The following is a 24,232-nucleotide window of genomic DNA, read 5'->3' as shown; positions in this document are numbered from 1 at the left end:
CATTTCGGCAAATGTCACAATAAATATGATGGTGGCGGCAAAACTTCAACTGTGGTAGAATGAGCAGGGTATATTATATAAAAATGATAACGAAGATTCAGATAAAAGAATGGAGTGGCTGATACATGTCTGTTTTTAGTGATAAGAGAGTATTTGGAATCAAAAGGCAGAACTGTGGCGGTGTGTCCACCGCAGGGCAGGTATGCGCCAATGATGTAATATTGTGGGTCATATTTCTGCTACCTATTAATATAGTAATACATGGTGCAGGACAGTGCCTTGTGGCCATGGGATTGTTCGTGGGCAATGTTGTCGGATGGATATTTCTGTCAAAGCGTATGAATTCGTATGCTGAGATATCCCCTAAAAAGATACACAATGCTCCGGAGCTGTTCGCAGCAAGATATGGGTCATGGAAGTTGAAAGATCTGGTGTCCGTCATATGGATAGTGACGCTTTGCCTGATACTGGTGTCTGTTCTCAAGGTTATCGTATCGGTTGTCGCCTATTTTATGGACATGCCGGAGAGCATAAGCCTTGCCATCATAGTGTCATTTCTCATCCTTGCCACCATACTGGTTGACAATAAGCTGATGGGAATAATCAAGACAATAGTGTTCATAATGGTTATAATCGTATGTCTGACGATGATCGGACTGGTATTTTACAGGATGGATGCGAGGGAGATACTTGACAATTACAGGAGATCAAGGCTTGCAGGGGGAACCAGCATTTATCTGAATATACTGTATTACGATGGCAAAACAGTGGATATAGGAAGTGCGATATCCATGACGGGAGTAGGACTTGGATGTATAGCCATGCCGCTGATGTACAAGGGTGTCTTAAATATCCGGGATATCAAGGAGCTCGATGTCGGAAGAATATGGGCTGTAATCTTTGAAGGGTTCACAATACTTTCAAGCTGTATACTGGCACTTCTGGTCGTACCGGTGCTCTATCCTGAGAAGGCATGGGCAAATATGAACTCATTCCAGGTGTACAACCTGATGCTCAAGAAGCTGCTTGGAACGGGAACCTATGCGTATGTGTTCAGATTTGCCGCGCTTATGGTGTTTATAGCGGCGGTTGTCGTAATGCTGGAATCGTTCATGAGAAATATATGCGAACATATAAGAGGGCTTGTTCCTGCAATCTCAAGAGCCGGTGGAATCGCAAAGCTTCTTATAGATATAGGTGTTGTTGTGCTGACCGGATGCTGCGTTTTCCTGGTGGCAGAGTTTGTTGAATTCAACAGAGAGCATATGATCGCCGAAAACTGGGGATTGTGTGCGGCGGCACTTGCGGCTCCTCTTTTCTGTACACTGACGTACAGGCATGCGACCGGAAAAGGCATGTATGCTGGAATAATAGCAGGAATACTCACATTTGTTATGTGGAAATATCTCCCGTTTGTGAACGGAGGCAGCCTGGCGGCATACTCGGGTATCAGCGGTGACGTGGTTGGATTTGCAGTGAGTCTGCTGTTCACCATTGGAGTAAGTGTGTGCACGCAGAAAAATACAGAGGAAGAACTGAAGATATTTGACAGGATGAGGGCTGATCAGGCCTGATCTGAAGGAGTTCATATGATATACAGGATTGCCTGCGTCGGCAGGATAAAGGAACAGCATTTTACGCAGATGTTAAATGAATATAAGAAGGAGATCGACAAGAGAGGACGTCTGGAGATATGCGAGGTTCCTGACGAGAGGATACCTCAGAAGGCTGGCGACAAGGTAAATGCCATGATCATTGAGGCCGAGGCGGACAGGCTGAGACATGTGATCGGGAGAGACGACTATGTTATAGCACTGTGTATAGAAGGAAAGAAGACGACCACGGAAGGACTTGCCGATCAGGTCCGCAGGGCATCGGAGCGCGGACATGACACGGTTACATTTGTGATAGGGGGATCTCTTGGACTTGCTGCAGATATAGTGAGGAGGGCTGATTACAGGATGAGCGTGTCGGATATGACATTTCCGCATCAGCTCATAAGGGTGACGCTGGCGGAGCAGCTTGCGATCATAAGCCGGAGCTGACAGGGATTATTTGTGGTAGGTTATGTTGTTCAGGATAGTGTATGCCCTGTAGGTCTGCTCGGACAGCAGGAGGGCAGTCATCTCGGCGGACGGCTGTACTGAACAGAGAGAGAAATTTTCCATATCAGCTGTGAGTGATTCATCGTACCCTATGTAGAAGTTTATCTTTGAGGTACCGCTTGAAGTCAGACTGTTGATGCGGGCTGCGTAGTCCTCAGATGAGATGGTATCGGAGCCGGATATGCAGTAGTTTGTGGTGTTTTTCCCTGATGTGCATTTAATTTTCCCTGCAACACATACTATAGACAGAGTACAGTATGGAGAAAGTCTCTTGACGTACTCGGCGATGGCTTTCTGATACAAAGGGTTGATTTTTTTCTGATTAACGTATATGTTTATATCCATGTGATTTCTCCTAAAGTCAGAAATGGGCGGCAGGATGACGTAACGGCATCCTAACTATGACATTATATAGCATCAAGGAGAAAATATATAGCAAATTATGTTATAACATTATGGAGGATAAAATGAGTAAAAAATTACTGGCACTTGATATTGACGGAACGCTGACAAATACTCAGAAGGATATTACTCCGGCAACGCTGGAGAAAATAATAGAGGCACAGGAGAAGGGGCATATCGTTGCGATAGCATCGGGACGTCCACTGCCTGGAATAAGGAAGATAGCAGACACCATAGAGCTTGACAGATTTGGCGGATATGTGCTTGCTTTCAACGGCGGAAGGATCGTCGATTACAGTACCGGTGAGGTGGTATATCAGGCTGTGCTTGACAATGATGTGGTGAGGGATATATATGATTACTGTCTGAAAGCGGGCTGCGGAATGGTGACATACGATGGAGACCGAGTTATAACCGGAACTGATATAGACGGATACATGACATTTGAGGCAAGTATCAATCATATGGAGATCATGAGGATAGATAACTTCAGGGAATATATCGATTTCCCTCTCAACAAATGTCTTCTTACCGCAGATCCTGACAAGGCGGAGAAGATAGAGCAGGAGCTTGCAGAAAAGTTCGGTGATCAGCTTAACATATTCCGCTCGGAGCCATATTTTGTGGAGATCATGCCGCCAAATGTTCACAAGGCAACATCCCTTGAGAAGCTTCTTGAGGTCCTTGATATGGACAGAAAGGATCTTGTGGCGTGCGGTGACGGATATAATGACCTCACGATGATAGAGTATGCCGGGGTGGGAGTCGCCATGGCAAATGCACAGGACATAGTGAAGGAACATGCCGATTATATAACATTGTCAAATGACGAGGACGGACTTGTGCCGGTGGTGGACAAGTTTATCCTGGCTGACTGATCAAGTATAAAAATGTGTGAATTATGTGTATCCCGTTGAATTGATGAGATATTTGTAGTAAAATGTATTGCTATATGAGTTAAATTTTGACAGATACATTCGATATTTAGGAGAAAAATATGGGAAATAAAATGAGTGGTCATGATGACGATGATATGAAGCGTGTTAAGGGCAGATATGCCGGAGAGATGCTTTTTGACGATGAAGATGATTACGATGACGATGCCGATGATTATTCAGATGATCATGGCAGAACCGGTATTGCAAAGGATGATTATTCCGACAGCGCATTTGGACCGGGCGCAGACGATGAAGAGGATGCGGCATCAGAAGAGGAAGCTTATACATCGGATGATGAATATTATGAAGATGAATATGCGGAAGAAGAGCAGGATATGAAGGATCAGAAGAGAAAGAAAAAGAACAGAGTATGGGGAATCATACTTGCAATCGAGGTTGTTGCAGCCATAGTCATAGGCGTTCTGTTTGTGAAGTCGTACATCAACAACACATATAACAAGATGCAGTACAAAGAGCTGAAGGACACTCATATAAATGAGGATCTGGATGAAGAAACAGTCAAGAAGATGACAGGATACACCAACATCGCATTGTTTGGTATAGATACCAGAGATGCAGGCATGGTTGACGAAGGAGTGCGTTCAGACAGTATAATCATCTGTAGCATCAACAATGATACACAGGAGGTCAAGCTTCTCTCACTGTACAGAGATACTTACCTTGAGCTCTGTAATGACAGCCAGTCATACGAGAAGGCAGCTCATGCATACGCATACGGCGGAGCACAGGGCGCTGTCAATATGATAAATAAGAACCTTGACCTGAATATAACAGATTACGTTGCGGTCAATTTCACAGCCCTCACAGAAGCCATCGATGCCCTGGGTGGAATTGATATAGAGCTGAAGGAGGAGGAGCTTTATAAGCTCAACCAGTGTATTGACGAGCAGATGGGTGTAAATGGTATTTATTCAGATTATGTATATGACACAGGTGTCGTTCATCTGAACGGTGTGCAGGCTACAGCCTACTCAAGAATCAGAAGTACAGATGAGGGTGATATAACAAGAACATGGAGACAGAGAACAGTTATCTCCAAGATGATAGAGGCGGCAAAGACAGCAGGAATCTCCAAGCTGCTTGATTGTATCAACGTGGTTGTGGATGATGTTGCATCAAGCCTTACAGAGGAAGAGATCATTGATATGGCAAAATCCTGCTTCAACTACAAGCTGTCTACTACAACAGGATTCCCGTTTACCATCGCCAGTCCTACCATGGATGAGGTGAGCTATGTCGTTGCCTGTGATCTCGCAACGAATGTCACAGCACTTCACAGATTCCTGTTCGACGACATGAATTATACACCGTCAGCTACCGTACAGAATATAAGCTACAACATCATCAATGATTCAGGCTGTGAGAATCAGCTTGATCTTGATACATTTACAGTTCAGGATGATGTGGATTCCATTGTATCGACGGAGTCAGATTATTCTGATGGCTATTGATGATATCTGGGATCTGAAAGCAGGATGTCGGGTGACATATAACAGAAATAAGCATAACAGCAAGGCACATATCATATGCACGTGTACACAGTGATATGTGCCTTTCTTTTTTACTTTGAAATGTAAAGGGTATGTGCTATAATGAATCAGGTCGTCAGGCAGATGTCTGCATGGGTTATCATGCTAGGATATGACGATATATAATATGAATAATAAAATATGAACACAAAGGATGGATCGCGATATGAAGATGGACAGAATTCTGCTCAAGATGAGCGGTGAAGCTCTTGCCGGTGATAAGAAACATGGTTTTGACGAGGAGACAGTCAGAGATGTGTCCAATCAGGTAAAGCAGATAGTAGACAAGGGAATACAGGTATGTGTAGTAATAGGAGGAGGAAACTTCTGGAGAGGAAGAACTTCAGACAACATGGACAGAGTTAAGGCGGATTCCATAGGAATGTTGGCAACTGTCATGAACTGTATCTACACAGCGGACAGCTTCAGAAGCTGCGGAATAAAGACACACATCATGACACCATTTGTATGTGGTAATATGACTGAGCTTTTTGACAAGGACAAGGCAATCGCATATATGGAGCAGGGAGATGTCGTATTTTTTGCAGGTGGAATCGGCCATCCATATTTCTCAACAGATATGGCGACAGTGCTTATGGCAATAGAGGTTCAGGCAGATGTCATTCTTTCAGGTAAGGCCATCGATGGAGTATATGACAGTGATCCAAAGACCAATCCGAACGCTAAGAAGTATGACAGCATGAAGATGAGCGATATAGTAGATAACAAGCTCGGAGTAATAGATCTTGCCTCAGCAGTTCTTGCTATGGAGAACAAGATGCCTATGATGCTGTTTGGCCTGAATGATGAGAACAGCATAGTGAAAGCCGTTACAGGCGGTTTCACCGGAACATATGTGAATGCGGAATAAAAGGGAAAATAATAAGAAAAATATATAATCCAGGAGGAATGAATCATGTTAACACAGTACGAAGAGAAGATGCAGAAGTCAGTTGAGAATCTTGAGGCTGAGTATGCTACCATCAGAGCAGGAAGAGCGAACCCTAACATCCTCAACAAGATCAAGGTTGAGTATTATGGAGTTCCAACACCTATGCAGCAGCTTGCAAATATAACTGTTCCAGAGGCCAGAACACTGGTCATCGCACCATGGGAGCCATCACTTGTCAAGGAGATAGAGAAGGCTATCATGAATTCTGATCTTGGAATCACACCTAACAACGATGGAAGAAACATCATCCTCAACTTCCCAGAGCTCACAGAGGACAGAAGAAAAGAGCTCGTCAAGGATATCAAGAAGAAGGGTGAGGGCGCAAAGGTCGCTATAAGAAACATCAGACGTGATGCCAACGATGCCATCAAGAAGATGGAGAAGAACGGAGACATAAGCGAGGATGAGCTCAAGGACAACGAGGACAAGATCCAGAAGCTCACAGATAAGTACGTTGGTCAGATCGACAAGGCTGTTGAGTCAAAATCCAAGGAGATCATGACAGTATAATAATCATGGATATGATGTATCCCTAAAATGGAATGCGGAGAGAATATGAAGAGAGAGATTAACGGAGAATTACTTAATGTGCCGGAGCACGTGGCTGTGATCATGGATGGAAATGGCAGATGGGCAAAGAAGAGATTTCTTCCCAGGAACTATGGACACGCAGAGGGTGCGAAGGCTCTTGAGGCTATATGTGAAAATTGCGATAGGCTTGGAATAAAGTATCTCACAGTGTATGCTTTTTCCACGGAGAACTGGAAGAGGTCTGTTGAGGAAGTCACAGGTATCATGAATCTTTTCAGAAAGTACCTGGTTGACAGTATAGAGAGATCTAACAACGCCAACATGAAGGTTAACCTCATAGGTAAGCGCGAGGGCCTCCCGGAGGATATAGTTCAGAAGATGGATGATCTGGAGAGGGAGACTGCGGGGAATACAGGACTTCAGTTCCATATAGCGATAAACTACGGTGGACGTGATGAGATTGTCAGGGCGGTGAAGAAGATCATGAAGGATGCCGATGCGGGAAAGATCAGTGCGGATGACATTGACGAGAGCCTGTTTGCGGAATATCTCGACACAAAGGGTGTGCCTGATCCTGATCTGCTAATAAGGACAAGCGGTGAGGAGAGAACATCCAACTTCCTCCCATGGCAGCTTGCATATTCTGAGTTTTATTTCACAGATACACTGTGGCCTGATTTTGACATGGATTCTCTGATAGAAGCCGTGAGGTACTACAATAAGAGAGAGAGAAGATTCGGAGATGCAAAATAGTTATCCGGAGGATATTAGTTAATGAAACAGAGAGTGATAAGTGGTGCGGTTCTGGTAGTGATACTGGCCATCACATTATATTTTGGAGGGATAGTAACATGCGGCCTTATGGCTCTGGTATCCCTTGTGGGCAATATGGAGCTGCTCAGAGTATACGGAGTGAACAAGAAGACTCCGGGAATCGTGTGTTACCTGGCGACAGTTCTGTATTATATAGCCATATACCTGGATCGTATGGACATTATTGTTCCTATGATGGTCGTATATTTATTGGTTATGCTTGCTGTGTATGTGCTGACATTCCCAACATACAGCGATAAACAGATCATGGCGGCATTTATGGATTTCTTCTATGTAAGTGTCATGCTGTCATTTGTATATCTCATAAGAAACATGGAGCATGGACTGGTACTTGTCCTGTTGATATTTGTCAGCTCATGGATAAATGATACATGTGCTTACTTCGTGGGAAGAGCCTTCGGAAAGCACAAGATGGCACCTGTGCTCAGCCCTAAGAAGAGCATAGAGGGTCTTATCGGCGGTATCGTTGGAGCAGGTGTATTCGGAGCAGTGTTTGGCATACTGTTTGATAAGTATGTAGACACCATGAACTATGCGCCATTACTTTTTGCAGTTGTCGGCGCTGTCGGTGCACTTCCGGCGGTTATTGGAGATCTGGCAGCATCTGCGATAAAGAGAAATAACGACATCAAGGACTACGGAAAGCTGATTCCGGGTCACGGAGGAATATTGGACAGATTTGACAGCATAATATTTACAGCACCGATAATTTATTATCTGCTTGTATATCTGCTGTAGGATACATGATGGGCAGTGCCCAGTGGGTTCACTGGATACTGCCTATTATATTCGGATAGATGATCCGGTAAATCCGGATACAGGAGGATAACATGAAGAATGTAGCGATAATTGGCTCTACAGGTTCAATTGGAACACAGACCCTTGAGATAGTTAGGGTTCAGGAAGATCTGAATATAGTGGCGCTTGCCGCCGGAAGTAATATAGAGCTCCTGGAAAAACAGGCGAGGGAGTTTTCGCCTGAGGTTGTGGGAATATGGAGCGAAGAGAATGCTGCGAGACTCAGAGAGTGCCTTGCGGACACTGACATAAGAGTTGTTGCGGGCATGGACGGATTGATAGAGATAGCAGAGCTTTCATCATCAGACATCCTTGTCACGGCAATAGTTGGCATGATCGGAATAAGACCGACTATAGCAGCCATAAATGCGGGAAAGGACATAGCACTTGCCAATAAAGAGACTCTGGTGACAGCGGGACATATCATCATGCCGCTGGCGGCGGAGAAGAATGTAGCGATACTGCCTGTTGACAGCGAACATTCCGCTATATTCCAGTCCCTTCAGGGAAATGTGCACGGCGATGTGGAGAAGATATTGCTCACAGCGTCAGGTGGGCCTTTCAGGGGAAAGGATACCGCATTTCTTGAGAATGTTCAGGTGGAGGATGCGCTCAAGCATCCAAACTGGAGTATGGGAAGAAAGATAACAATAGATTCAGCAACCATGGTCAACAAGGGACTTGAGGTTATAGAGGCAAAGTGGCTCTTTGATGTGAAGCCGGAGAATATCCAGGTGGTAGTCCAGCCACAGAGCATAATCCACTCGATGGTTGAGTACAGGGATGGCGCAGTCATAGCACAGCTTGGAACTCCGGACATGAAGCTTCCGATACAGTACGCTTTGTGTTATCCGGAGAGAAGATACATGGCCGGTGACAGACTGGACTTCTGGACTATGAACTCGATTCTTCTTGAGAAGCCGGACATGGATACATTTAAGGGATTAAAGTATGCGTATTCTGCCATAGCAGATGGCGGTTCAATGCCGACTGTATTCAATGCGGCAAATGAGTGCGCAGTGGCAAAATTCCTTGACAGGAAGATACGCTTCCTCGATATATACAGGATAATAGAGGAGTGTATGGCGAGTCATACAGTTATAGAAAACCCTGACGTGTCACAGATACTTGACACTGAGCGCTGGGTATATGATTTTGTAGAAAGCAGGTGGTAGATTGAACATAATTCTCATAATTCTAGTATTTGGTGTGATAATATTTTTTCATGAGCTTGGACATTTTATTGTCGCAAAGATCAATCATATATCGGTAATTGAGTTTTCCATGGGACTTGGCCCAAAGCTCTTCTCGTTTACCAAGAAGGATACACAGTATTCACTGAGACTCATACCTCTGGGCGGTTATTGTATGTTGCTAAGCGAAGGCGAGGAAGGTCATGAGGATGACGAGAACGCATTTGAGAAGAAGTCCATATGGGTGCGTATGGCGGAGGTCCTTGCCGGTCCGTTCATGAACATAGTTATAGCATTTATCTTTTCAGCGGTCATAATCCACTTCTGTGGTACAGATCCTGCGACTATCGGCAGGGTGTACGACAGCGGGATGGCGAAGGAAAGCGAGTATGCGGATGTTGTCAAGGAGTTCAATGGAGTTTATCCTGCGGAGCAGGCCGGGATAGAGGATGGAGATACCGTCCTTGAGATCGGCGGAAGCAAGATCAAGAACTTCAGGGAGCTTCAGATATATCTTGAGATATACGGGGACGGTTCTCCTATAGACCTCAAGATGCAGAAGAAGGATGGCACGGTGTACGATACGACTGTATATCCGGTGGAGACAAGTGCAGGTTATAAGGTGGGAATCGTAAGCTGCGGTTATGTCTTGCCACAGAATTTTGGCGAGCTGATGAAGTATTCTGCCTATGAGGTCAGATACTGGGTCAAGGCCACGTTCCTGAGCCTTAAGCTCATAGTCACCAGACAGGTCAGCTCAGATGAGGTGTCCGGCCCTGTGGGTGTGGCAAAGTCCATGAACGATACGTTCAATGAGGCTGCAAAGGTCGATGTCCTTACGGTTCTCCTCAACTGGATGAACTATATAGTGCTTCTCTCGGCCAACCTTGGAATCATGAATATGCTTCCGATACCGGGACTTGACGGAGGACGTTTCCTGTTCCTGATGATCGAGCTTATAACCAGGCGGAAGGTTCCGAAGGACAAGGAAAACATAGTCACATTTGTGGGATTTGTGCTGGTCATGATCCTCATGGTCGTAATATTGTTCAATGATATAAAGAATGTATTTTTCAGTTAAAGACAATTAAAGAAGGAGGAAAGGCGCCAGTGCTTATGTACTGGCGCTGTGAGTATATATGAAGACAAGAGAGATCCACATAGGTGACAGGGTTATAGGCGGAGGCAATCCGATACTTATACAGTCCATGACCAACACAAAGACGAGCGATGTGGAGGCTACGGTTGCACAGATACTCCAGCTTGAGAAGGCCGGATGTGACATAATCAGATGTACGATAAACGATGAGGCTGCAGCAGATGCAATCCCGGCTATAAAGAAACAGATCCACATTCCGCTTGTGGGCGACATACATTTTGACTATAGGCTTGCCATAAAGGCCATAGAAAATGGTGTGGACAAAATCAGGATAAATCCGGGAAATATCGGAGGACAGGAGAAGCTGGCAAAGGTAGTCGAGGCTGCCAGAAAGAGAAATATTCCTATAAGGGTCGGTGTAAACAGTGGTTCTCTGGAGAAGAATCTCGTGGAGAAGTACGGCGGAGTGACCGCAGAGGGAATAGTTGAGAGCGCTCTTGACAAGGTGCGCATGATCGAGGAGCTTGACTATCACAACATAGTCATAAGCATCAAGTCGTCTGATGTTATGATGTGCGTGAGAGCCCATGAGCTCATCGCGGACAAGACAGATTACCCTCTGCATGTGGGAATCACGGAGTCAGGAACCGTCACAAGAGGAAATATCAAATCATCGGTGGGACTTGGAATCATACTCCATGAGGGAATAGGCGATACGATAAGAGTGTCCCTGACAGGAGATCCGGTGGATGAGATCCTGTCAGCAAAGCTTATTCTCAAGGCTCTTGGACTCAGAAAGGGCGGAGTAGAGCTTGTGTCATGTCCGACCTGTGGACGTACTGAGATCGACCTTATCGGACTTGCAAATAAGGTGGAAAAGCTTGTGTCAGACTATGACCATCTCAATATTAAAGTCGCAGTTATGGGGTGTGTGGTGAACGGCCCGGGAGAGGCCAAGGAAGCCGACCTTGGAATTGCAGGAGGCAAGGGCTGCGGACTGCTCATCAAGAAGGGTGAGATAGTTGGCAGACTCAGTGAGGATGAATTTATACCGGCGCTGAAGCGCGAGTTAGATAATTGGAGTGAATAGGATTGAACAACGAAGATCGTATTTTGGAACAAGAGAATATAGATCAGATGTATGCCGATGAGATGCAGACTCAGATGGATTATGAAGCCCAGATGGCTGAACAGGAGATGTATGAGAGCCAGATGTATGCTGATATGCAGCAGGAGAGCGCATCGTACACCCAGGCGGATGTTCACGACTCGGACTGGCATATCGCAGATGATATGGAGGAAGATGTCGAGGACGAAGACGTGGTCAGTGATGGCACTGGTGGCGATATGGTCGAGGGGTGCGAGGCTGATGTTGATACACCGGAAGGCTCAGTGAGTGGAAATGAGAGTAATGATGGCTCTGCAACGGCGGTTTCAGATGCCGGAAATGAGCAGGCGGAGCTCTTCATGACGGTGTTCCCCGGAGTGGAGATGACTAAGGAGCTTGCAGGTCTGTTCACCGAGGTGTATGTGACAAAAGTCACGATATATGACAGTAAAAATATCCTGCAGGTTGACATAAGATCGAGACATATAATAAGCAGACCGAATATAGAAAAGGCGGAGGAGTGTATCCGTAAGTTTGTATTTGGCAATAAAAGGTATACGGTTCAGATACGGGAGCACTATACACTTTCTACACAGTACAATCTTGAAGCAATAGTCAAAGCATATCAGGACAGCATACTCTATGATATAAGATCATTCAGCAATGTGGGCTACAGGCTTATATCCAGATCGATAGGAGAACTGTACTGTGACGGAGACGCGATAACCATAGCTATAGAGGACAGTAAGATAGCGCATATACACGCTGAGAAAATAAAGGCGTATATGGAAGAGATGTTCCAGGAGAGATTTGACCTGAATGTCAATGTTGCATTTGAGTACAGTGAGGCGGACAAGGAGAAGCTGAGGAGAGCCAGTGCACTTGTTGAGCAGCAGAAGATAGATGCCATATTGAACAACCTCAGGGATCATGGCGACATCATCGTGGATGGAAAGGCCGTGGACAAGGATAAGCTCGGAGTGTCGAAGAAGGAAGATAAGAAGAGCGAGGGACACAAGCCTGATGAGAAGAAGGCTGCCCCTGCATCCTCCGGCGGCGATTCAGGCCAGAAAAATGGCGGTGAAAAGGAGAAGTTCGGAAAAAGGAGAAGATATTCAGATGATCCAGAGGTGTTCATAGGAAGAGATGTGGAGGGCAAGCTGCTTGAGATATCCAGCATCAACGATGGTATCGGAGAGGTCGTCATCCACGGACAGATCATGAGCACTGAGGAGAGAGAGCTCCGAAATGGCAAGATCATACTGACGGGATATATAACAGATTTCACAGACACCATAGGCTTCAAGATGTTCTGCAGCCCTGAGGATATGGAGGTCTACCGCGAGGAGATACAGAAGGGTAAGTTCTATAGGATGAAGGGCCTTGCCGAGTTCGACTCGTATGCCAAGGAGGTTATGATATGCCGAGTGCTCGGTATGAAGCACATTCAGGACTTCCGTGTACCTCGTATGGATACATATCCTGAGAAGCGTGTCGAGCTTCACATGCATACCAAGATGAGCGAGATGGACAGTGTGGTCGATATAGAGACCATCGTGAAGCGTGCCAGCGACTGGGGACACCCTGCCATAGCGATCACGGATCACGGTGTTGTTCAGGCTTTCCCTATAGCAAACCATACAAAGGGACTCAGAAAAGATTTCAAGATCATATATGGTGTCGAGGGTTACTTTGTCGATGACCTGAAGGATCTGGTCAAGAACTCAAGGAATCAGAGCCTTGATTCGGAATACGTGGTATTTGATATAGAGACAACGGGACTTTCCAAGAAGCACAACAAGATCATAGAGATCGGTGCGGTCAAGGTGAAGGACGGAGAGGTCGTAGATACATTCTCGGAGTTTATAAATCCGGGTGTGCCTATCCCATACCAGATAGAACAGCTCACATCCATCAATGATGATATGGTAAAGGATGCGCCGATGTTCGATGTGATCGTGCCGAGATTTGTGGAGTTCTGCGGTGACGATATCGTGGTTGCCCACAATGCGTCATTTGATACGGGATTTGTGAGAATGAATGCGGAGGAGCTTGGACTTAAGTTCGACAACACGGTTCTGGATACCATGACGCTCAGCCATATACTGCTGCCGGAGCTTGGAAAATTCACTCTGGACAGAGTGTGTAAGGAACTCAAAGTCGTGAATGCGCATCACCACAGAGCCATAGACGATGCGGAGGCCACGGCGAAAGTATTCTTCAAGCTGCTCGACATGCTGAAGGAGAGAGATGTTAAGACCATGGATGATCTAAATGTCCTTGGAAGCACCTCACCTGATGCGATCAAGAAGGATAAGACATATCACGGAATCATCCTGGCAAAGAACGAGATAGGAAGAGTCAATCTGTACAGGCTCATATCTGAGTCTCATCTGACATATTTTGCGCGAAGGCCGCGTATGCCGATGAGTCTCATCAACAAATACAGAGAGGGTCTGATAATAGGCTCTGCCTGTGAGGCGGGAGAGCTGTTCCGTGCCATAGTTGATGATGCGTCGGATGAGGAGATAGTGAGACTGGTCAACTGGTTTGACTACCTTGAGATACAGCCGCTTGGCAACAATGAATTCATGACGAGGGATACAAGGAATCCAAAGACCATGGACGATCTGATCGGATACAACAAGAGGATCGTGGAGCTCGGAGAGATGTTCAACAAGCCAGTGGTCGCAACCTGTGATGTGCATTTCCTTGATCCTGAGGATTATATATACAGGGCGATCATCATGAAGAGCAAGGGTTTTGACGATGCTGATATGCAGCCACCGCTGTATTTCCGTACCACGGAGGAGATGCTGGCAGAGTTCCAGTATCTTGGAAGTGACAAGGCCAAGGAGGTCGTCATCACAAACACGAATATGATAGCGGACATGATAGAGAGGATAGAGCCGGTCAGACCGGACAAGGCGCCTCCTATCATCGAGAATTCGGATCAGACACTTACGGATATATGTTATACCAAGGCACATGAGATATATGGCCCAGACCTGCCACCTCAGGTTCAGGAGAGACTTGACAGGGAGCTGCACTCCATCATTTCAAATGGATTTGCGGTTATGTACATCATCGCACAGAAGCTTGTGTGGGATTCCAATGACCACGGATATCTGGTTGGTTCCCGAGGTTCGGTTGGATCTTCATTTGTCGCAACAATGGCCGGTATCACGGAGGTAAATCCGCTGTCGGCTCACTATATCTGTCCGAAATGCCACTTTGTGGATTTTGATTCAGAGCTTGTAAAGTCGTATTCGGGAATGAGCGGATGTGATATGCCGGACAGAGACTGTCCGAATTGTGGAACACCGCTTATAAAGGAAGGACACGATATACCATTCGAGACATTCCTTGGATTCAACGGAGACAAGGAGCCTGATATCGATCTGAACTTCTCAGGAGAGTATCAGTCGAAGGCACATGCCTACACCGAGGTGCTCTTCGGCAAGGGCAAGGCATTTAAGGCGGGAACCGTAGGTGGTGTTGCGGAAAAGACAGCATTTGGATATGTGTACAATTATTTCAAGGATCACTCCAAAGAGGAGCTTATGGCGGAGGCCAAGGCATCCGGAATGGATGAGAAATCCGCGAAGAAGTACGCTGAGGAGAATGCAACAGTCACAAAGAGAAGGTGTGAGATGGAGCGTCTGGCCCTGGGATGTACCGGTGTCAGGAGAACCACGGGGCAGCATCCGGGTGGTATGATAGTTCTTCCGAGACATGAGGAGATATATTCATTTACACCTATACAGCACCCGGCAAATGATGTGACGTCGGATATTATCACATCGCACTTTGAGTACCATTCAATCGATCATAACCTGCTGAAGCTCGATATTCTTGGACATGATGATCCGACTATGATAAGGCGTCTGGAGGATCTGACGGGACTTGATGCCACAAAGATAAGACTTGACGACAAGGATGTCATGGAATTGTTTCACAGCACAAAGTCGCTGGGGATCACACCGGAGGATATCAATGGGATACCTCTTGGAAGCCTGGGGGTGCCGGAGTTCGGAACGGACTTTGCTATGCAGATGCTTATAGATGCCAAGCCGACATGTTTCTCAGATCTTGTGCGAATAGCGGGTTTGGCGCATGGAACCGATGTATGGCTGGGCAACGCGCAGGAGCTCATCAAGTCGGGCAAGTGTACCATATCGACAGCCATTTGTTGTCGTGATGATATCATGGTATATCTGATACACATGGGACTTGACGCCGGACTTGCATTCAACATCATGGAGAAGGTTCGTAAGGGAATAGTGGCCAAGGGCAAATGTGACAAATGGGATGACTGGAAAGCCGAGATGGCTGCCCACGGAGTACCGGACTGGTACGTGTGGTCATGTCAGAAGATCAAGTACATGTTCCCGAAGGCCCATGCGGCGGCCTATGTCATGATGGCGTGGAGAATTGCCTGGTTCAAGGTCAATTATCCGCTTGAATACTATACAGCATTCTTCAGTATCAGAGCTGATGACTTCAGCTATGAGATGATGTGCTTTGGCAAGGAGAGAGTTCTCTTCCATATCAATGAGATAAGCAAGGTGGACAAGAACAAGAGATCAGCCAAGGACGAGGGCAAGCTCAAGGATTTGAAGATAGTTCTTGAGATGTACGCAAGAGGTTACGACTTTGTTCCAATAGATATATATAAGGCAAAGGCTGACCGGTTCCAGATAATAGACGGCAAGATTATGCCATCCTTCGCATCCATAGAAGGAATGGGAGAGAAGGCTGCACAGCAGCTCTACGATGCCGCCCAGAAGGGGCCGTTCCTCTCCAAGGAGGAGATCAATGAGCGTGCAAAGATCGGCAAGGGAACCATCGAGAAGATGAGTGAGCTGGGCATCCTGGACGGAATGCCGGAGACAAATCAGCTTTCGCTGTTTGACTTTATGTAGGCTGGCGGAACAAATTAAGTCAATAATCTGAAAAAAGTTTGCAATTTTATAAAAAAAGTGCTTGCATTCTGCTTTCGTTTCTGTTATATTAAACAGGTCGCAAGCGAAGCGGCAGGATACAAGCACTTATGGTTCGTTGGTCAAGCGGCTAAGACGTCGCCCTCTCACGGCGAAAACAGGGGTTCGATTCCCCTACGAACTGCTAAGAATCGAAAGATTCAATAATTAGATAACAAGACCTATGGTTCGTTGGTCAAGCGGCTAAGACGTCGCCCTCTCACGGCGAAAACAGGGGTTCGATTCCCCTACGAACTGCTAAGAATCGAAAGATTCAATAATTAGATACCAAGACCTATGGTTCGTTGGTCAAGCGGCTAAGACGTCGCCCTCTCACGGCGAAAACAGGGGTTCGATTCCCCTACGAACTGCTAAAAGCTGAAATCATTAAGATTTCAGTTTTTTTGTGTTTTCATGCCATAGTGTGTGAAGCGGTGCTACACATTCTCCGCAATCTTCGTAACTCCCACATATATCTGTGAAATTTTATACCACGTTTTATAGTCGGTGACTCCGGTAACCGGAAGATTGAATATCTGCTGGAACTTTCTCACAGCATCAGCGGTTTCCTGACCATATACGCCGTCGACGGTTACGGTACCGATGGCGGGATAGTTGAGTGCGATCCTGGCGAGCTGCCTCTGGAGCTGGGAGACCTTGTCGCCGCTTGAGCCGATGGTCAGCTCGTAGCCCGGATATGATGAAGGTATACCGGATATGGTCTCCGAGGTGTTGATGTATATTGTATCCCCGTAATAGTATCTGAGAATCTGGATGGCGGTGAGACCGTCGTCTGCCAGGGATTTTGACCCCCACTGGGTCATCCAGCCCGGACAGGATACACGTTTGCCATCGCAATATTGGGTGAATAGTGGCTGTGTAACGTTGGGCTTTGAGAGATAGTTGGCGAACATCTCATCGACGATCTGGGAGACATTTTCAAATATGGTTGCATTGTAGACCCACTTCTGGTCGAACGCGGTATTGCTCGTGATAGTAAAGTCGTATCCTTTTCCCCTGTACCACTCGGTATAGACCCTATTAAGGGTAAATGACTGTATCGCCAGTACATTTGCACGGATGGCTGCATCAGGCCAGGTGGAATATATCTCGTTGCAGGCAACATTCTTTATGTAATCCTTATATGGAACATAGTAGTCCCTGGCGGTGGAGTCCGCCGGGGCGCCGTCATGGACAACTATGGTCTCAGGTACAACGACGCGGCTCAACACTATGCCGCCTGATGGATTCACCGGCTTTATCATGTCCTCGGCGATCTTGGGTGGATACTGCTTCCAGAGGGTGTGGGCGTCGAGAACGGTAGGGTTCGTATCGCTTCCATCGGATGGTGTCAGCTCTATGTTCTGGATCCCGTTCTCACCGGAGAATATCTGAACCCCGGAGATGAAGCGCTCGTTGTATCCGGGAGCGTTCACAAGCACGTTGTATTCCGAGTATGGCTGGTTTTCGCCAGGCTCCAGACTGTAGGCGACATCGGGGGCGGGAAGCTCTTCATCGATGACGATACCATTTTTATCGGTGACAAATTCCTCTGAGGTGGAATCGGGCATTCCCGTAGGGCTTATGTATACGGAAGCACCCTCGACGGGAAAGAAATTATTGTTCGTTATCTGAATTTTTAGTGAACCAACGTTATTTGTAATTGCCATTTCTTAATTCCTCATTTATAATTTGCTGTGAAAGTTTTTTAAGCAGCTTTCACAGTAAGTATATGACTAGATTTATAGAATATTCGGAGGAGATAAGATATGGCATACTTTCCAATGTACATCGATCTTGAGGGCAAGAAAGTAATAGTTGTAGGTGGAGGTAAGGCAGCACTTAGAAAGATCAATTCGCTGCTGTATTTCGGAGCGAAGATAGCGGTCATTGCGCCGAAGGTGTGCGATGATATAAAAGCGATAAAGGGAATAAATGTACATGAGAGCAACGTGGCACTTGACATACTGCAGAATGCAGACATTGTTGTGGCGGCAACCAGGCGCCCGGAGATCAATGCCAAGATAGGTACATATTGTAATGACAGGGGCATCATGGTAAATGTGGCTGATAACAAGGAGCTCAGCAGCTTCCTGTTTCCAGGCGTTATCGTCCGCGGAGATCTTGTGGTGGGAGTCACAACAGGTGGCAACAGCCAGGCGGTATCCAAGCAGATCAGGAATATGATAGACAGGATGCTTCCAGAGGAGTACGAGGCGCTCACAAGAAAGATGGGAGCGTACACAGAGCTTGCAAATGTCAACATCAAGAGCACGGCACTTAGGGAGGAAGCACTGGATGAACTCGTCAAGGTTGCACTGTCCAACAAATGCGTTCTTGACGACAAGAAGGCGAACAAGGTGCTTGACAAATATTACCGTGAGGACGCAGCCAGAAGAAACGCATAAATATTTGTTAATATTTGTACTTGAATTATTTGATAATTATGATACAATAAATGAGATTGTTATAGATTGCAGCATGAGAGTGGGCCTTGGCCCACTCTCAATTGTTGTGGGGATAATATTTTACAGAAAGGTGGTCGTATTTACGAAGAGAGCGGATATTGAAGCAAAGACGGAGGCACTTGTGATGCCGATCATTGAGGCGAACAATCTGGAGCTTGTTGATGTGGAGTACGTCAAGGAAGGCAGTGATTATTACCTCAGAGTGTATGCGGACAAGGAAGGTGGCATCACGATCGGTGATTGCGAGATAGTGAACAGAGCACTTGGAGACCTGCTTGACCAGGATGATTATATAGGAGATGCCTATATACTGGAGGTCAGCTCACCGGGGCTTACGAGACCACTGAAGAAAGAGAAGGATTTCAAGAGAAGCATAGGTAAGGTCGTGGAGATCAAGACATTTGCCAAGGTGAATGGTGCAAAGGAATTCGAGGGTGTGCTCAAGGCATATGATGAGAATACAGTTACCATTGAGCTTGAGGATGAGACAGAGATAACAATAACGAGAAAAGATATTTCCATGATACGATTAGCATTTATATATTAGGAGGATAAAAAGGTGTCAGAGATCATTGAAGCATTGAATCAGCTTGAGAAGGAGAGAAACATTAGCAAGGATGTTCTGCTTGAGGCTATAGAGAGATCACTCAAGACAGCCTGCAAGAAGGATTTCAATACAGACGAGAACATTACAGTTTCACTGGACAGAGAGACTGGTGAGTGCCATGTATATGCAGCCAAAGAGGTTGTTGAGGAAGTTGAGAATCCTGCATGCCAGATAACACTGGAGCAGGCCAAGATGATAAGCAGCAAGTACGAGATAGGTGATACAGTAAATATAGAGATCACAACTAAGAACTTTGGAAGAATCGCAGCCCAGCGTGCGAGAAATGTCATCGTTCAGGCGATCAACGAGAACGAGAGAGCAGCTATATACGATCACTTCCATATGAAGGAGAAGGATATCGTAACAGGAATCGTTCAGAGACAGGTTGGAGACAGCGTGAATGTGAGCCTTGATGACAAGACAGAGGCACTCTTAAAGCCGTCAGAGATGATCGAGGGAGAGAGCTACGAGAGAGGCGACAGAATAAAGCTTTATATCACAGAGGTCAAGAAGACAAACAGAGGACCAAGGATCACTGTATCAAGAACTCATCCAGAGCTCGTCAAGAGACTTTTTGAGAAGGAAGTAACAGAGATCGCAGACGGAACAGTTGAGATCAAGAGCTTCTGCAGAGAGGCAGGATCAAGATCTAAGATCGCAGTATGGTCAAACGATGAGAACGTCGATGCAGTTGGAGCATGCGTAGGAATCAATGGTGACAGAGTAAATGCTGTCGTTGCAGATCTGAACGGTGAAAAGATCGACATCATTCCTTGGAGTGAGAACCCTGCTGAGTTTATTTACAATGCGCTCAGTCCTTCAGATGTTGAGGACGTATCCGTTGATCTTGATGAGAAGACAGCATTTGTCGTAGTACCTGATACACAGCTTTCACTTGCAATCGGTAAGAAGGGTCAGAATGCCCGCCTTGCAGCAAAGCTGACAGGATACAAGATCGATATCAAGAGCCATTCAAAGGCTGAGGAGATGGGTTACTTTGATGAGCAGCCAGAGGATGAGTACGATGAGAACTTTGATTCTTATAACGACGATGAATATTATGATGAAGTAAGCGAAGATAAAGATGCCGATGCTGCTTCATTTGACATAGATGAAACAGTAGACACAAACGACGAAGAGTAATCATTTGCATTGATGTAGTGGCACATGATAGAGAATAGGGAGTGATGAGATGGCAAAGAAGGTACCTCTGAGGCAATGCCTTGGATGCCGTGAGATGATGCCGAAGAGTGAGCTGATAAGGATAGTCCGAAGCAATGACGGGCAGTTCGCAGTTGATGCAACCGGCAAGCTCAACGGAAGAGGCGCTTATATATGCAAGAGATCCGAGTGCCTTAAGAAGGCGGTTGGAAGCAAAGCACTTGAGAAGGCTTTCAAGGTCAGCATACCTGCTGAGGTGTATGAACAATTAGACAAGGAGCTGCGTGACATTGAAGAATAACAAGATCTACTCGTTAATTTCTCTGTGTGCCAGAGCCAGAAGGCTGTGCAGTGGCAATTTCTCAGTAGAGAAAGCAGTTAAGAATCAGAGCGCGTACGTGGTCATTGTGGCGAAGGACGCTTCTGACAATACGAAGAAACTTTTCGACCAGAAATGTAATTATTATGGGATTCCTTATTATGAGTACGGGACAAAGGATGAGCTTGGCAAGTACAGTGGCAATGAGATGAGAACATCCATTGCGATACTTGACGAGGGATTCGGGAATCAGATCATAAAGTACATGAATGTAAATGAAAACATGGAGGTGTAACATTTGGCTAAAATCAGAGTACACGAATTATCAAAACAGTTAAACATTTCAAATAAAGATATCATAGATACCCTTGGCGCAAAAGGAATTGAGATCAAGAGTCATATGTCCAATCTGGACGATTCGATGGTTGGAATAATCAAGGCTAAGTTTGGAGCAAAGACTGCGCCAAAGGCCGAGGCTCCAAAGGCTGAGATCCCAAAGCCTGCAGCGCCGAAGGCCGAGGCTCCAAAGGCAACGCCTAAGACAGAGCAGCCAAAGCCTGCGACAGCAAAGCCTGCTGCAGCGCCAAAGGCGGACGCGCAGAAGCAGAATCCTTCAAGGGATGACAATTCAGCAGCCAGACAGGGTTCTGGCAACCATGTGAGATTTGCCAGGGAGGATAGAAACGGCGGCAAGATGAATAACAACGGTAACAGAGTCAGATTCAACAACGACAGACAGGGCGGTTCAGACAGAGCCAGATTCAGCAACGACAGGAACCAGGGTGACAGGAATCAGGGCGACAGGCCAAGATTCGGCAGAGATGGCCAGGGCGACAGAAATCAGAGTGACAGACCAAGAGGAGGCAGAGACGGTCAGGGTGACAGACCAAGGTTTAACAGAGATGGCGACAGAAACCAGGGTGACAGACCAAGAGGAGGCAGAGACGGCCAGAATGACAGACCAAGGTTTAACAGAGATGGTGATAGAAACCAGGGTGACAGACCAAGATTTAACAGGGACGGCCAGGGTGACAGACCAAGGTTTAACAGAGACGGAGACAGAAACCAGGGTGGCGGACGCTTCGGCAATGGAGATAGAAACCAGGGCGGAAGAGGCTTTAACAGAGATGGTGGCAACCGTTTCAGCAACCGTATCAATATGCCATTTGGCAAGGATGACGAGGATGACAGCCCAGCTCAGAAGAGAGCACCATTCAAGAGAGACCGCAAGGACTTCGATGCGAAGGAGATGCCGGGTAAGGATTTAAAGAGCCAGAACAGAGATAACTACAACAGAGATAAGAACAAGCCACGTAAGGGCAACAGAAGATCACCTGAGGAGGTCGAGGCTGATATCAGCAGACTTGCGAAGAATGTGAAGAACAAGCCACAGAAGAAGCAGCAGACTGTGCAGGAGGATCCGGATGCAATCAGAACCATCACACTTCCTGAGGTTGTAACACTCAAGGAGCTGGCTGATGCGGTAAAGACTCCTGTAACAGCACTTATCAAGAAGCTGTTCCTCGCAGGCAAGATGGTCAATGTGAACTCAGAGCTTCCATTTGACGAGGCTTCAGAGATCGCACTTGAGTACAACTGTATAGCTGAGGAAGAGGAGAAGGTAGATGTGATCGAGGAACTCCTGAAGGAGGACGAAGAGGACGAGAAGGACATGGTTCCAAGACCTCCAGTAGTCTGCGTTATGGGACACGTTGATCACGGTAAGACATCACTCCTTGATGCGATCAGACAGACAAAGGTTACATCGGGCGAGGCTGGTGGAATCACACAGGCCATCGGTGCATCAGTTGTAGATGTAAATGGCCAGACCATCACATTCCTTGATACTCCTGGACATGAGGCGTTCACAGCAATGCGTATGCGTGGTGCACAGAGTACAGACATAGCTATCCTTGTTGTAGCTGCCGATGATGGTGTTATGCCACAGACTATTGAGGCTATAAACCATGCAAAGGCTGCAGGAATTGAGATCATAGTAGCGATCAACAAGATCGATAAGGAAAGTGCCAATATAGAGAGAGTTAAGCAGGAGCTTACAGAGTATGAGCTTATCCCAGAGGATTGGGGTGGTTCAACAATATTCTGTCCTGTATCTGCACATACTAAGGAAGGTATTGACAATCTCCTTGAGATGATCCTCCTCACAGCGGATGTGCTCGAACTTAAGGCAAATCCTAACAGAAAGGCAAGAGGTATCGTCATCGAGGCTGAGCTTGACAAGGGACGTGGACCTGTTGCAACAATGCTTGTACAGAAGGGAACACTCCATGTTGGAGATTACATCGCTGTCGGAGCGTCACATGGTAAGGTACGTGCCATGACCAACTCAAGAGGTGAGAGAGTTACAGAGGCTCTTCCATCAACACCTGTACAGATCCAAGGTCTCAACACAGTTCCTGATGCAGGCGAGATATTCATGGCAGTTGACAATGAGAAGGAAGCAAGAACCATATCAGAGACATATATCTCGCAGGGTAAGGAGAAGCTTCTTGCAGATACAAAGCAGAGAATGTCACTTGACGATCTGTACAGCCAGATCCAGGCCGGCAACCTCAAGGAGCTCAAGATCATCATCAAGGCAGATGTACAGGGTTCAGTTGAGGCCGTTAAGCAGAGTCTCTTAAAACTCTCAAATGACGAGGTCGTTATCAAGTGCATACATGCAGGTGTAGGTGCTATCAACGAGTCAGATATAATTCTTGCATCAGCATCAAATGCCATCGTAATCGGTTTCAATATCAGACCGGATGCGAGAGCAAAGGATATGGCTGACAGCGAGGGGGTAGATGTTCGTCTGTACAGAGTCATTTACAATGCAATAGAGGATATTGATTCAGCAATGAAGGGTATGCTTGATCCTATATATGAGGAGAAGGTCATCGGACACGCAGAGATCAGACAGACATACAAGGCTTCTGGTATCGGTGTCATTGCCGGTTCATATGTTCTCGACGGAACAATCAACAGAAACTGCAGCGTAAGGATTACCAGAGAGGGCAATCTTATATTTGAAGGAAAGCTTGCTTCACTCAAGAGATTCAAGGATGATGTCAAGGAAGTTAAGTCCGGCTTTGAGTGTGGTATGGTATTCGAGAACTTCCAGGACGTTGCAGAGGAAGATCAGATAGAGGCATACGAGATGGTAGAGGTGCCTAGAAAGTAGT

General features: G+C 46.3%; 20 protein-coding genes and 3 tRNA genes. 21 read left to right on the top strand and 2 right to left on the bottom strand.

The features are described 5' to 3' along the window. Positions 1-125: 125 nt before the first annotated feature. The gene (locus tag DWX57_RS04270) at positions 126-1,574 is read left to right on the top strand and encodes a hypothetical protein (protein WP_117549066.1); all 1,449 of its coding nucleotides are present in this window, start codon (positions 126-128) and stop codon (positions 1,572-1,574) included. Between the two features lie 15 nt (positions 1,575-1,589). Next, positions 1,590-2,045, top strand: coding sequence for a 23S rRNA (pseudouridine(1915)-N(3))-methyltransferase RlmH (locus tag DWX57_RS04265; protein ID WP_015534824.1), 456 nt, complete (start codon positions 1,590-1,592; stop codon positions 2,043-2,045). Between the two features lie 6 nt (positions 2,046-2,051). Here DWX57_RS04265 and DWX57_RS04260 read toward each other — a convergent pair whose 3' ends face one another. Then, positions 2,052-2,450: a 23S rRNA (pseudouridine(1915)-N(3))-methyltransferase RlmH gene (locus tag DWX57_RS04260; RefSeq protein ID WP_015534825.1), complete on the bottom strand. Its 399-nt coding sequence runs from the start codon at positions 2,448-2,450 to the stop codon at positions 2,052-2,054. Positions 2,451-2,572: 122 nt separating this feature from the next. Here DWX57_RS04260 and DWX57_RS04255 point away from each other — a divergent pair, with 122 nt between their 5' ends. The 13 genes from DWX57_RS04255 (at position 2,573) to DWX57_RS04195 (ending at position 16,863) form a co-directional block, all read left to right on the top strand. Beyond that, positions 2,573-3,385 carry a Cof-type HAD-IIB family hydrolase gene (locus DWX57_RS04255; RefSeq protein WP_055224117.1) on the top strand — a complete coding sequence of 271 codons (813 nt, stop codon included), beginning with the start codon at positions 2,573-2,575 and terminating at the stop codon, positions 3,383-3,385. Between the two features lie 119 nt (positions 3,386-3,504). After that, entirely contained in the window at positions 3,505-4,917 is a 1,413-nt protein-coding gene (locus DWX57_RS04250; protein ID WP_117549064.1) for an LCP family protein, read from the top strand. 250 nt (positions 4,918-5,167) lie between these two features. Further along, positions 5,168-5,866 carry a UMP kinase gene (gene pyrH / locus DWX57_RS04245; protein WP_055145001.1) on the top strand — a complete coding sequence of 233 codons (699 nt, stop codon included), beginning with the start codon at positions 5,168-5,170 and terminating at the stop codon, positions 5,864-5,866. 45 nt (positions 5,867-5,911) lie between these two features. Further along, positions 5,912-6,457 (top strand): ribosome recycling factor, encoded by a 546-nt coding sequence (gene frr / locus DWX57_RS04240; RefSeq protein WP_015534829.1) that lies wholly within the window; start codon positions 5,912-5,914, stop codon positions 6,455-6,457. 45 nt (positions 6,458-6,502) lie between these two features. Continuing rightward, complete coding sequence (locus DWX57_RS04235; protein WP_117549063.1) at positions 6,503-7,231, top strand: isoprenyl transferase; 729 nt, start codon at positions 6,503-6,505, stop codon at positions 7,229-7,231. 21 nt (positions 7,232-7,252) lie between these two features. After that, positions 7,253-8,050 (top strand): phosphatidate cytidylyltransferase, encoded by a 798-nt coding sequence (locus tag DWX57_RS04230; RefSeq protein ID WP_117549062.1) that lies wholly within the window; start codon positions 7,253-7,255, stop codon positions 8,048-8,050. Between the two features lie 92 nt (positions 8,051-8,142). After that, positions 8,143-9,285 (top strand): 1-deoxy-D-xylulose-5-phosphate reductoisomerase, encoded by a 1,143-nt coding sequence (gene dxr / locus DWX57_RS04225; RefSeq protein WP_117549061.1) that lies wholly within the window; start codon positions 8,143-8,145, stop codon positions 9,283-9,285. 1 nt (position 9,286) lies between these two features. Continuing rightward, positions 9,287-10,384: a M50 family metallopeptidase gene (locus DWX57_RS04220; protein WP_120123089.1), complete on the top strand. Its 1,098-nt coding sequence runs from the start codon at positions 9,287-9,289 to the stop codon at positions 10,382-10,384. Positions 10,385-10,442: 58 nt separating this feature from the next. Beyond that, positions 10,443-11,492 carry a flavodoxin-dependent (E)-4-hydroxy-3-methylbut-2-enyl-diphosphate synthase gene (ispG, locus tag DWX57_RS04215; protein ID WP_117549059.1) on the top strand — a complete coding sequence of 350 codons (1,050 nt, stop codon included), beginning with the start codon at positions 10,443-10,445 and terminating at the stop codon, positions 11,490-11,492. Between the two features lie 47 nt (positions 11,493-11,539). Next, on the top strand, positions 11,540-16,435 hold the full coding sequence (locus DWX57_RS04210) for a PolC-type DNA polymerase III (protein ID WP_120123088.1): 4,896 nt from the start codon (positions 11,540-11,542) through the stop codon (positions 16,433-16,435). Positions 16,436-16,565: 130 nt separating this feature from the next. Further along, a tRNA-Glu gene (locus tag DWX57_RS04205) sits at positions 16,566-16,637 on the top strand. A 41-nt stretch (positions 16,638-16,678) separates the two neighbouring features. Beyond that, positions 16,679-16,750 (top strand) — tRNA-Glu (locus DWX57_RS04200). Between the two features lie 41 nt (positions 16,751-16,791). Further along, a tRNA-Glu gene (locus DWX57_RS04195) sits at positions 16,792-16,863 on the top strand. Between the two features lie 66 nt (positions 16,864-16,929). Here DWX57_RS04195 and DWX57_RS04190 read toward each other — a convergent pair. Then, entirely contained in the window at positions 16,930-18,162 is a 1,233-nt protein-coding gene (locus DWX57_RS04190; RefSeq protein ID WP_118017490.1) for a peptidoglycan-binding domain-containing protein, read from the bottom strand. 99 nt (positions 18,163-18,261) lie between these two features. On the opposite strand from DWX57_RS04190, the gene DWX57_RS04185 reads away from it, so the two are divergent. The 6 genes from DWX57_RS04185 (at position 18,262) to infB (ending at position 24,231) form a co-directional block, all read left to right on the top strand. Then, positions 18,262-18,900, top strand: coding sequence for a precorrin-2 dehydrogenase/sirohydrochlorin ferrochelatase family protein (locus DWX57_RS04185; RefSeq protein ID WP_015534836.1), 639 nt, complete (start codon positions 18,262-18,264; stop codon positions 18,898-18,900). A gap of 184 nt (positions 18,901-19,084) precedes the next feature. Further along, positions 19,085-19,507 carry a ribosome maturation factor RimP gene (rimP, locus tag DWX57_RS04180; RefSeq protein WP_055144996.1) on the top strand — a complete coding sequence of 141 codons (423 nt, stop codon included), beginning with the start codon at positions 19,085-19,087 and terminating at the stop codon, positions 19,505-19,507. A 12-nt stretch (positions 19,508-19,519) separates the two neighbouring features. Then, positions 19,520-20,710, top strand: a complete 1,191-nt coding sequence (gene nusA, locus DWX57_RS04175; protein ID WP_117549056.1) for a transcription termination factor NusA — start codon at positions 19,520-19,522, stop codon at positions 20,708-20,710. A 49-nt stretch (positions 20,711-20,759) separates the two neighbouring features. Continuing rightward, positions 20,760-21,029, top strand: coding sequence for an RNase P modulator RnpM (gene rnpM / locus DWX57_RS04170; protein ID WP_015534837.1), 270 nt, complete (start codon positions 20,760-20,762; stop codon positions 21,027-21,029). Further along, a complete protein-coding gene (locus DWX57_RS04165; protein WP_082418050.1) occupies positions 21,013-21,342 on the top strand; it encodes a L7Ae/L30e/S12e/Gadd45 family ribosomal protein in 330 nt (109 codons plus the stop codon). The genes rnpM and DWX57_RS04165 overlap by 17 nt, the downstream gene beginning before the upstream one ends. A 3-nt stretch (positions 21,343-21,345) precedes the next feature. Further along, positions 21,346-24,231, top strand: a complete 2,886-nt coding sequence (gene infB / locus DWX57_RS04160) for a translation initiation factor IF-2 (RefSeq protein WP_120123087.1) — start codon at positions 21,346-21,348, stop codon at positions 24,229-24,231. Position 24,232 lies beyond the last annotated feature (1 nt).

Origin of the sequence: Coprococcus sp. AF19-8AC (assembly GCF_003603115.1) — a bacterium.
GTDB classification, from domain to species: Bacteria; Bacillota; Clostridia; order Lachnospirales; family Lachnospiraceae; genus Coprococcus; species Coprococcus aceti.
The sequence above is the reverse complement of the archived record's forward strand: the minus strand, read 5'-3'. Positions and strand labels throughout refer to the sequence as shown.

Coding starts and splice junctions, on each gene's coding strand:
- pyrH (WP_055145001.1), top strand. CDS start 5,168: ATGGACAGAATTCTGCTCAAGATGAGCGGTGAAGCTCTTGCCGGTGAT.
- DWX57_RS04210 (WP_120123088.1), top strand. CDS start 11,540: ATGTATGCCGATGAGATGCAGACTCAGATGGATTATGAAGCCCAGATG.
- DWX57_RS04260 (WP_015534825.1), bottom strand. CDS start 2,450: ATGGATATAAACATATACGTTAATCAGAAAAAAATCAACCCTTTGTAT.
- DWX57_RS04185 (WP_015534836.1), top strand. CDS start 18,262: ATGGCATACTTTCCAATGTACATCGATCTTGAGGGCAAGAAAGTAATA.
- DWX57_RS04235 (WP_117549063.1), top strand. CDS start 6,503: ATGAAGAGAGAGATTAACGGAGAATTACTTAATGTGCCGGAGCACGTG.
- ispG (WP_117549059.1), top strand. CDS start 10,443: ATGAAGACAAGAGAGATCCACATAGGTGACAGGGTTATAGGCGGAGGC.
- dxr (WP_117549061.1), top strand. CDS start 8,143: ATGAAGAATGTAGCGATAATTGGCTCTACAGGTTCAATTGGAACACAG.
- rimP (WP_055144996.1), top strand. CDS start 19,085: ATGCCGATCATTGAGGCGAACAATCTGGAGCTTGTTGATGTGGAGTAC.
- rnpM (WP_015534837.1), top strand. CDS start 20,760: ATGGCAAAGAAGGTACCTCTGAGGCAATGCCTTGGATGCCGTGAGATG.
- DWX57_RS04230 (WP_117549062.1), top strand. CDS start 7,253: ATGAAACAGAGAGTGATAAGTGGTGCGGTTCTGGTAGTGATACTGGCC.
- frr (WP_015534829.1), top strand. CDS start 5,912: ATGTTAACACAGTACGAAGAGAAGATGCAGAAGTCAGTTGAGAATCTT.
- DWX57_RS04190 (WP_118017490.1), bottom strand. CDS start 18,162: ATGGCAATTACAAATAACGTTGGTTCACTAAAAATTCAGATAACGAAC.
- DWX57_RS04250 (WP_117549064.1), top strand. CDS start 3,505: ATGGGAAATAAAATGAGTGGTCATGATGACGATGATATGAAGCGTGTT.
- DWX57_RS04255 (WP_055224117.1), top strand. CDS start 2,573: ATGAGTAAAAAATTACTGGCACTTGATATTGACGGAACGCTGACAAAT.
- DWX57_RS04265 (WP_015534824.1), top strand. CDS start 1,590: ATGATATACAGGATTGCCTGCGTCGGCAGGATAAAGGAACAGCATTTT.
- DWX57_RS04270 (WP_117549066.1), top strand. CDS start 126: ATGTCTGTTTTTAGTGATAAGAGAGTATTTGGAATCAAAAGGCAGAAC.